An 8,785-nucleotide genomic window follows, 5' to 3' on the forward strand; every position below is an offset into this window, starting at 1 on the left:
TGCCACTACCGCTCCACCCGACACCACCGGTTCCACCGCCTGAGCCGCCGATCGGGGAAATGACCAAAGAGCAGGCACTTGCCGCGTATGACAAATTAAAAGAAGACCTCGCCCGCTACAGCGATGACTGTCTGAAGCGCCCGTTTGTGCTGCCCCAAGAACAGGGCGCATATGACAGTTGCGTTGCCAGAATGGGCGAGCTCAATGCGAGAAAGACGGCACTCGAATCCCGGCTACGGGACTTAGGCGTACAACTAGGAAATGAGCCCGCCCCGCCGCCCACGCAGCCGGGCGCACACGATACCCAGCCACCTGCGCAGGAATCACCTCAGATACCGCAGGAAACACCGCCATTTCCGCCACCAAACAGAATCACAGGACTAACTGAGCATGGGGAGCAGCAAGTTAATGGCCGGGACGGTCACGGCGTCAATGACAACGCATTGCAGGATGCCGTTGCGAACCCGATTGGACCGCCCAAGTTCAAACTCGACGAGTATGGTCGAGGGGCTTACGTATATGTCGGCAAAGACGCAACAGTGGTATTGAATAAGGACGGGCAAGTGGTAACAGCCTGGGCGAACAGCCGTAGTGGTTGGAGGAACCCGTGAGCGACGTTTTCGACGCTATTCCACCGGAGCCCCGCACTTTGATCCTGGACGAACTGACGCGTCGTAACCCCGCTCTTTTGGCCGAGCTGCGCGCCACACAGAAGCCGACCAATGACCAGAGTGACGCCGTTGTGGATGTACTTTCCGATGCCTTGATGAAGACCTTCGGACCGGATTGGACGCCGAATGAGTATGGGCTGGCGATTGAACGCGCAATTGACGCCTACCTGGAAGCCTGGCCGATAGTTCGGTGAGCAGCGGGCCGCCCGCTCGACGATTAGGAAATGAACCCGCCACCCAGCCGGGTACGCCCGGTTCTCAATCACCCCGCGCAGGAATCACCTCAGATGGAGGCCATACCACCATTTCCACCACCAAAGAGAATCACAGGACTAATGGAGCCATGGGGAGCAGCAAGTTAACAGCCGCGATGGTGGTCATGGAGTCAGCGACAGCGCGATGCAAGATGCCGTCCAGCATCCGATTGGGCCGCCCCAGTACGTGCCGGACCAGTATGGGGGCGTTATGAATACGTCGGCGAAAACGCAACGGTTTACTTGAATAAGGATGGGCAAGTGATAACCGCATGGGCCACCAGCCGTGATGGTTGGAGAAATCCATGACCAACGTTCTCGACGCTATTCCACCGGAACACCGCACCGTTATTGTGGAGGAACTGACTCGTCTTAACCCCGCGCTCCTCGCCGAGCTTCGCGCCGCACAGAAGCCGACTAACGAGCAGAGCGACGCCGTTGTGCACGCGCTTGGCGTCTCGATGAGCCCGCACTTTGGGCCGGGCCATATTCCGAATGAGCGCGGAATAGCAATCGATAACGCAATTGGCGCTTACCTTCTGGCATGGCCAATATATCGGTAAGACAGTCGCTCTCCGCTGCTCGACGCGACCGCCGCGACAGCAGGTGCTGCCCTCCAGATCGCGAGACACCGCTACGTCAATTCTGCGATGGTGGCGATCATGGTTGCGGTGTGGCCTTCGATTGGGTCTGGAGCTCGACGACGCCGCACACTGTTCAGCCGTACTCAACTGGGAGGGCACATGACGTACACATCCAGTGACAGAACAACATCGTCGCTGCCCGAATTGCCTGCTGAGATGCGCTGGGTAGTGCTGGTGGACAAGCGCCAGATTGCGGTGCTGCTGCTGGAGAACGAGATTCCGGTCGCTTCGGCAACCGAGAGCCTGGAGCGAGACGCTGAACTCGACTATGAACACCAGCCGGTTGACGTGGTCGAGAAGGTGTGCAGGCGTCTGGCTGCCGAGGTGTCGCATCAATGGGGCTTCCTTCACGTCCTGAAGCAGAAACTCGGGCCGAGCGTCGACGTCCGGACGAGGCTGGTGGATTGGAACCAGTAGGCCTTGCTACCAGTCGGCGGCTATGGGGGTAGATCACGGACTCGTCAGCAACCTGAAATGTTAATTGCCGCACACATCATTTGGTGAAGACGTTTTGGGGCTGGCGCGAACAGCAGCTGCCGGACGGCACGCTGATCTTGACCGCGCCGACGGGACACACCTATGTCAGCACCCCGGGCAGCGCGCTGCTGTTTCCCAGCCTGTGCCGGCCCACCGGCGACCTGCCCTCACTGCCAGCCGACCCGCCGGCCCAATACTGCGGCGAGCGCACCGCGATGATGCCCAAACGCCGCCGCACCCGCACCCAAGACCGAGCGCACCGCATCGCCACCGAACGCCGCCACAACCACGACGCCCGCATCACCCGGCGCACCGAGCACTTCAGCTACTTCGGGCCAGCCCCACCGGATGCTGACGACGATCCCCCACCGTTCTGATGTGCGGGTGCGCAACAAGGTTGCTGCACGCCATCACCCCCTATGGCCGCACTTGCTTTCGATTCCGCTTGTCGTGGGGCGGCACGCCGTTGACGCCGTCGATGGACTGTGCGTAGGTTCCGACGGCGAACGCGACGCCGCCGCCCATGATGCCTAACGCATCCCGGTTGACCTTGTCCACGGTGTCGCGGGCAGTGTGGTAGTTCGGGTCGAAGGCTACCCCGGGCTGACCGCCCCAGAGCCGCGCTTGCACAGGGGTTTTCGTCTGCGACGAACCGGTAGTCATGCCGCCGATCGGCACGCCCGCAACCAGGAAGGGGCTGTAGTCGCTCTTGGTGCCCAACGGCAGATCCACGGGCCGCTTACCGGCCAGGTTCAGATAGGCCGCCAGGGTGCGTTCGATACCCGCCGAGCCGATCGGCACGTCCTGCGGCGCTACACCCGGGCCGGCCGGGGCGGACTGGTCTCCGTCGTCGGTGAAGAAGCCGGCATTCGGCGAGCCGAGCATGTCGAAGTTCAAATACAGCGCGATGTCGTTGAGTTCGTCGCGGCGCAAGCCGAAGACGTAATCCAGGGAACCGTTGAGCCCTGATTCCTCCCCACCCCAAAACGCGAATCGCACCGCGTTGGTCACCGGCGGCGACGGGCCCAGTTGCAGCGCGGTCTCCAGCACCGCGGCCACCCCGGTCGCGTTGTCGTTGATGCCCGGCCCCTCGTGAACGCTGTCCAGGTGCGCGCCCGCCACGACTACATCGTGGCTGGAGCCAGTCTTGGTCTGCGCCAGGACACTTCGTGAGGTGACCTTTACGGTTGCGGTGTCAAGCGTGAGCCGTACCGGCCCGACAGCGTCGCGCAATGCAGCCGCCCCGTCAGCGCCGACGACCGCGACCGGCACGGTCAGCTGGTTGTAGTAACCGGAGTTGAACAGCTTGGGCGGCGCGCCCTGGTTTCCGGGCTCGCTAATCACGACCACCGCGGCGGCGCCCTTGGCCACCGCGGCTTTTTGTTTGTCAACCACCGTGCAGCCGCTGTCGTCGACGACGGCGATCGCAGCCTTGGGCACCGTACCCGGGTAGTCGCTCGCAGCACACCCCGCCGCCTTGATCGGGCGCACCACGGGGGCCGTTATCCCACCGGGCGGTGTGCGCACCAGCAGCGACGCTTGGTCGACGGCATAGTTGCGCCCGTCCACGGTCAGCGTCGGCTGGCCCGGCGCCGCTGTGTACAGCCGGTCGAACTGCGGTGTCGACACAACGAAACCCTTGTTGCGCAGCGTTTTAACGACATAGTCAACGCTGGCGTCAAAGCCGCGCGTGCCCTCAGCCCGATTCCCTTTGTTCGCGTTGGCGATATCCTGCAGGGCGCGCAGGTGGGTGAACATCGCATCGACGGTTACCTTGGCAGCCAACGCATCACCCAAGCGCTGCGGCGCAGGCTGCGACGACGAGCACCCCGCCAGCAGGACGACCGTCAACACCAAGGCCGCACCCGCCGACCGGATCATGGTGTGTTGACGACGTGGCGAGTGCGGTCATCCCGGACCGGGACACCGTTGCGCCCGCTGAGATCCTGCGCGTACAGCCCAACCGCATAGGCGACCCCGCCACCGAGGATCCCCAGCGGCGTGGGGTCGATCTGGTCCAACGTGTCGGTTTTCTTGTGGTAGTTGGGGTCGAACGGCTCACCGGCCGTACCGCCCCACAGTTTGGCTTGCTCGTCGGACTTCTTGTTTTCGGCGCCCGAGAACAATCCACCCGAGGGGATACCAGCCCGGGTGAATCCGTCGTAGTCAGACCGGCCGTCGAACGAGGTGTCTTGCGCGGTCTTGCCTCCCGATTTCAGGTAGGCCACCAGCGAGCGCTCGATGCCCGCCGAGCCCTCCGGAACCACCGGGTTACCGCGCTGGTCCTCCGGCAGCGATTGGTCCCCGTCATAGGTGAAATAGCCGGGATTGGGCGAGGCCAGCATGTCGAAATTGAGATACAACGCAATGTCCTTGAGCCCCTGGACGTCCAAAGACTCGACGTACTTACGCGACCCGATCAACCCGAGTTCCTCGGCGCCCCAGAAAGAGAACCGCACCGCATTGCGTAGTCTCGGCGAATTACCCAGTTGTAGCGCGGTTTCCAGAACAGCAGCCACCCCGGACCCGTTGTCGTTGATGCCGGGCCCCTCCGGCACGCTGTCAAGATGCGCGCCGGCCATCACCACGTCGGCGGTCGAGCCGGTCTTCGTCTGGGCAATGACGTTGCGCGCCTGCAGAGTCTGGGTGTTCGCATTGAGTTTGACAGTCGTCGGCCCGGGCTGGGCACGCAGCGCCGCCCCTTCGGCCTTGGTGACGCTGACCACCGGGATCTTGACGTCAGTGTGCTCGCCGAGGGTGCCGCCCATCTCCTTCTCGTCGACGTTGTCGGCCACGATCAGCGCCACCGCACCGCGCTGCACGACGGCGTCTTCCTTCTGCGAGAACGGGCACGTGCCGCGGTCCACCAACACCACAGCGCCTTGCACCGGCAACCCGTCGTAGTCGGAGGGGGTGCACCCGGGACTGTCATCGGCGGGCGCGGCCACAAGCGGTCCGCTCACGCCGTCCGGCGGAGTGGGCAGACTGAACTGCACAGCATGCGCCTCGACGGTCTTGCCGTCCACCGTCACCGATCCCGGGTCGGCGTGAAAAACGCGGGCGGTGAACTCCGGGGTTTGCACGTCGAAACCCTTGCCGCGCAACGTGTTGGCTACATAGTCGACACTGGCGTCATAACCGGGGGTGCCCACCGCGCGGGTGCCGTTGTTGGCATTGGCGATGTCTTGCAGTTTCGACAGGTGGGCCATCATCGCGTCGGTGGTGACCCGGCCACGCAACCCCTCAGCGAACTGGACTCCGGCGGGTTTCTCGCCCACGGGCTGTGAAGCGCTCGGCGCGCGCCCGCATCCGCCGACCAAAACTGCAACGACCGCAGCCGCCGAAAGCATCGCCTTCGATGTGTTTTTCACGGCGACCACGTTAGACGGCTCACGCGTCTCGGTGGCCAGTAGGACCAGCGCCAGTCAGCCGGCGTCCACGGTGGGTCGCGCCTCCGAGACGTCCACTCGGACGTTTTCCAGTTCGAGTAGCTGAACCAGTCGGGCGACTATGCACCGGTCGGTGACCAAAACCACCTTGCGGCCCTCAGCGGCGGCCTGCTCGTCCAACGTCACCAGCTCACGGTGCGTGACGAAGTCCAGACCTCGCGCGTCTACGATCACCTCGTGGCCGGCGGCCAGCGGCCAGATCCGTTCTAGCGCGGAGATAAACGCCTCGCTGTCGGCGGCGTCGATTTCACCCGCCAACCCGAAGTCCATCCCGAGTTGGGCGTAAAGCCGGAAGCTGACCGTGCCGCGGCCGACCAACGGATGCAGACACACCATCTGCTTGGCCGTCTCGCCCAACAATGTCAGGTTGTAGGCGCACAACGCCGAGAAAGGCAGCACCGCCATCTTCTGGTCGACGAGATATTCCAGGCGGCTGAACGCGGCGCGCTGCTCGGGCTTGCGCGCCAGTATCGCCGCGTCGACCACTCCACGGCAGCCACTGCAGCCCATGGCGACCACATACTCCATCGCTGCGACGCCGGCGGCCACCGTCGCCTCCGGGTCGACCACGTCGGTGCCCGGCACAAACACGTAGTGCTCGTCGACCGGCGTCACCGCAATCTGGCCTGACCTGACCGCGTCGCCGAAGCCCATATCCAGCAACTCCGTGCGTAATGCCGCACGGCCGCCGTCACGGGCGTACAGGATCCGCTGGTTGCGCGCCAGGCCGTCGACAATGTACTCGGCGGCCCGGGTCAGAAATTCCGACTGGTCTCGATACCCCCAACCCACGTGGCCGAACGGGGTGAGGCCTGCAGCGGAGGTGAGCACACCTTGCTGGCGCATCACGCGACATCGCCCCCCGACAACCGGTCAAGCCGCAGATAAGCGTGAATGGTGGTGCCGTCCGGCGACGTGTGGGTGCGCACCAAATTAGCCACCGCGTTGACGACGAAGAGCTCATACGGGCCTGACCCGGCGGTCGGCGGTCGGCACCCGGCCAGCAGGTCGCCCAAGTATCCGACATGCCGTGCCTGGCAGACCAAATGACCGTCGCAGTGCCAAAACGCGAGCCGACATGCACCGCCGGGATTGCGGCCTGCCTCGGTGATGTCCGTCATCGTCAGGTTCACAGTCACATCCCCCGGCGGCGCGCCAAACGCATCCTCCAGCAACGCGATCTTGTTTTCCGGTACTGCGACCAAGACCGGCTCGGCCTTACTCAACCATCCGGATATCAACGGCACCAGCGAATCGAGATATTCGCGCTCTGAGCGGTAGAAAAGCGCCGTGTGCACCACCTCGCGGACGGCGGATGTCGTGGTATCGGCGGCTTCATCCCGCAACCGGGTCTCCAATCGGTCGACCGCAGCCAAGTGTGTGCGCTGACAATACCGAGGAGACCGCCCCGTGGGGGAGCGTTAAGACGCCTCCTCGGCGGCCCGGTCCAGCAGCCGCAGAAAAACCTGGATCGTCGTGCCGGCCGGTGTGGCGTGAATACGCACTAGATCGGCCAGCGCATTGACGACGAACAATCCGCGCTGGCCATTCTCGTCCCCGCTCGGCGGTCGTCGCCCAGCCAGCGGGTCGTCGAGAAATCCGGCGTCGCGGGCCTCGCAAACCAGATATCCGCCGTGTTCCCAGAACCCAAGCCGACATGTCCCGTTGCCGTGCTGCAGGCTGTTGGTGGCGAGCTCGGTGATGATCAGCTTCAGGTCGGCGATGCTCTCTGCCGGCAGGCCGAGTAAGCGGCCATACCGGCTGGCCTGCTGGCGGGCGGCGCTGAGGTTCGCCAATTCCGAAACCGTGTACGTCACCGCGGCTGGGCTCGTCGCCAACGGTTCGTTACAGCGCTGCAGTGCGACGTCGATCGCATAGTCAGCGCTGCGCTGATAGGAGCCGTCCACGCAGATCAGTGGGTGGGTGATCCGAGCGTCCGCCAGCACGGTGTCGGCCAGTTGGGAGGCGTCGTACAGACATAGCCCGGTCCCACGATGGCCGTCGAACGCGAGATTGACCAACGCCTCGTGCTGCAGGCACGCCGGGTATTCGACCGCGGTGCGGCCAGCCCACACCGGTTCGCCGATTAGCCGGACGGGCCGGTGTCGATGCCGCTGCGCGAAACCGCCCGCCACACCCAGCAGCCGGGCCGGATTGCGGCCCACTTCGGTGACGTCGGCCAGTGTCACGTCCGTCTCGTCCGCTAGTGGCCCTAACGCGTCGCACAACGATGCCAGCTTGTCGCCGGGTACTGCGGCCCATACCGGCTCATAGTTGTTGAGCGCTTCGCTGATGGACGCCACCACGAGATCGATGTATTCCTGCTCTGACCGATACAACAGCGCGGAGTGCACGAACCCGGCGTCGTGAGCCGGTGGACTCGCGGTCATGTGGTGGCTCCACTTGGTAGCGCTGCACTGAGCCAGCATGTTGGCTCACGCCGGGGCCTACCCGGTGTGACGGCAACCTAATCAGAACGCCCTATCAACGGCCGGCCGATAGCCGTGCAGCCACCAGGTCGGCGACCGCGCGCATACCCGCGGCGTTGGGGTGAAACGGCGCCGGCCGCCACGGCAACGGCAACGCCGCGCCGACGGTCCAGGGCTCCGACGACCAGGCGTGATGTTCGCGGCTGGCCTGCCCGGCCCGCACCAGCTCGCAGCCGGTGGACTGCGCGGCCGCTGCGGTGGATTCCTCCAGGCGTGTCGCGACGTGGCGGCCCAGGTCGGCGTCGGCTTTCGACAACGGCGCGGCGCTTTGCCCGTCCGGCGGCAGCAGCGTCAGGTAGTCGACGAAGAGCACCCGCGCGTTTGGGGCCCGCCGGCGCGCCGCAGCACCGACCGCGCGCAGCGAGTCGCCGACATGGGCAAGCGCCTCGTCGCGGGCATCGCGGTCGAGCAGACCACGGATTCTTGGCAGCAGGCGGGCGGGGACCGCCCGGCGACGATGCGGGCCGTCGTGCGGCCCGGGGAGGAGCCGGGCAATCGAGCCCAGCAGCGAAGCAGCCATCAACAGGGGGATGTAGCCGACGTCGTTGCCGCCGATGGTGATCGTGACTAGTGCTTCCGAACCGTTCAGCGCGTCGATCTGCGGCGGCGCCCCGCGCTGACGGTCGGCAAGGATATGGGCGGTGGTCGCGCCGGAAAACGTCACGTCCACTAGATCAAGGTTCAGGCGCTGGGCCACCAGATGCGCGTAGTTGCGGCCCGATCGGCCCGAGCCCCACGGAGCACCCTTGGCACGCGGCTGGATACCTGGACCGGCGGCCATCGAACTGCCCAGTGCCACAT

The 8,785-nt window shown here is 64.8% G+C and carries 9 protein-coding genes and 2 pseudogenes; 5 read left to right on the forward strand and 6 right to left on the reverse strand.

All coding sequences use genetic code 11. From position 1 onward, the window contains the following. The 5 genes and pseudogenes from ACFE99_RS18885 to ACFE99_RS18905 all read left to right on the forward strand — a co-directional run. Positions 1–611, forward strand: a pseudogene (locus ACFE99_RS18885) (hypothetical protein); the annotation flags it as partial. After that, positions 608–865: a hypothetical protein gene (locus ACFE99_RS18890; protein WP_375487934.1), complete on the forward strand. Its 258-nt coding sequence runs from the start codon at positions 608–610 to the stop codon at positions 863–865. The pseudogene ACFE99_RS18885 and the gene ACFE99_RS18890, both read left to right, overlap by 4 nt. 365 nt (positions 866–1,230) lie before the next feature. Further along, positions 1,231–1,488: a hypothetical protein gene (locus ACFE99_RS18895; RefSeq protein WP_375487936.1), complete on the forward strand. Its 258-nt coding sequence runs from the start codon at positions 1,231–1,233 to the stop codon at positions 1,486–1,488. 180 nt (positions 1,489–1,668) lie between these two features. Then, complete coding sequence (locus ACFE99_RS18900) at positions 1,669–1,986, forward strand: hypothetical protein (protein ID WP_375487938.1); 318 nt, start codon at positions 1,669–1,671, stop codon at positions 1,984–1,986. After that, a pseudogene (locus ACFE99_RS18905) lies at positions 1,970–2,423 on the forward strand (hypothetical protein); the annotation flags it as partial. The gene ACFE99_RS18900 and the pseudogene ACFE99_RS18905, both read left to right, overlap by 17 nt. A 40-nt stretch (positions 2,424–2,463) precedes the next feature. On the opposite strand, the gene ACFE99_RS18910 reads toward ACFE99_RS18905, so the two are convergent. The 6 genes from ACFE99_RS18910 to ACFE99_RS18935 form a co-directional block, all read right to left on the reverse strand. Then, entirely contained in the window at positions 2,464–3,927 is a 1,464-nt protein-coding gene (locus ACFE99_RS18910) for a M28 family peptidase (protein ID WP_375487940.1), read from the reverse strand. Continuing rightward, on the reverse strand, positions 3,924–5,396 hold the full coding sequence (locus tag ACFE99_RS18915) for a M28 family metallopeptidase (RefSeq protein ID WP_375487948.1): 1,473 nt from the start codon (positions 5,394–5,396) through the stop codon (positions 3,924–3,926). The genes ACFE99_RS18910 and ACFE99_RS18915 overlap by 4 nt, the downstream gene beginning before the upstream one ends. A 75-nt stretch (positions 5,397–5,471) precedes the next feature. Continuing rightward, entirely contained in the window at positions 5,472–6,341 is an 870-nt protein-coding gene (locus ACFE99_RS18920) for an MEDS domain-containing protein (RefSeq protein ID WP_375487950.1), read from the reverse strand. Beyond that, positions 6,341–6,871: a hypothetical protein gene (locus tag ACFE99_RS18925; RefSeq protein WP_375487942.1), complete on the reverse strand. Its 531-nt coding sequence runs from the start codon at positions 6,869–6,871 to the stop codon at positions 6,341–6,343. The genes ACFE99_RS18920 and ACFE99_RS18925 overlap by 1 nt, the downstream gene beginning before the upstream one ends. A gap of 45 nt (positions 6,872–6,916) precedes the next feature. Beyond that, positions 6,917–7,885, reverse strand: a complete 969-nt coding sequence (locus ACFE99_RS18930; RefSeq protein WP_375487944.1) for an anti-sigma factor RsbA family regulatory protein — start codon at positions 7,883–7,885, stop codon at positions 6,917–6,919. 94 nt (positions 7,886–7,979) lie between these two features. Continuing rightward, positions 7,980–8,783: an SGNH/GDSL hydrolase family protein gene (locus ACFE99_RS18935; RefSeq protein WP_375487946.1), complete on the reverse strand. Its 804-nt coding sequence runs from the start codon at positions 8,781–8,783 to the stop codon at positions 7,980–7,982. Between the last annotated feature and the right edge of the window lie 2 nt (positions 8,784–8,785).

Source organism: uncultured Mycobacterium sp., assembly GCF_964249325.1.
In the GTDB taxonomy this organism is placed as follows: domain Bacteria; phylum Actinomycetota; class Actinomycetes; order Mycobacteriales; family Mycobacteriaceae; genus Mycobacterium.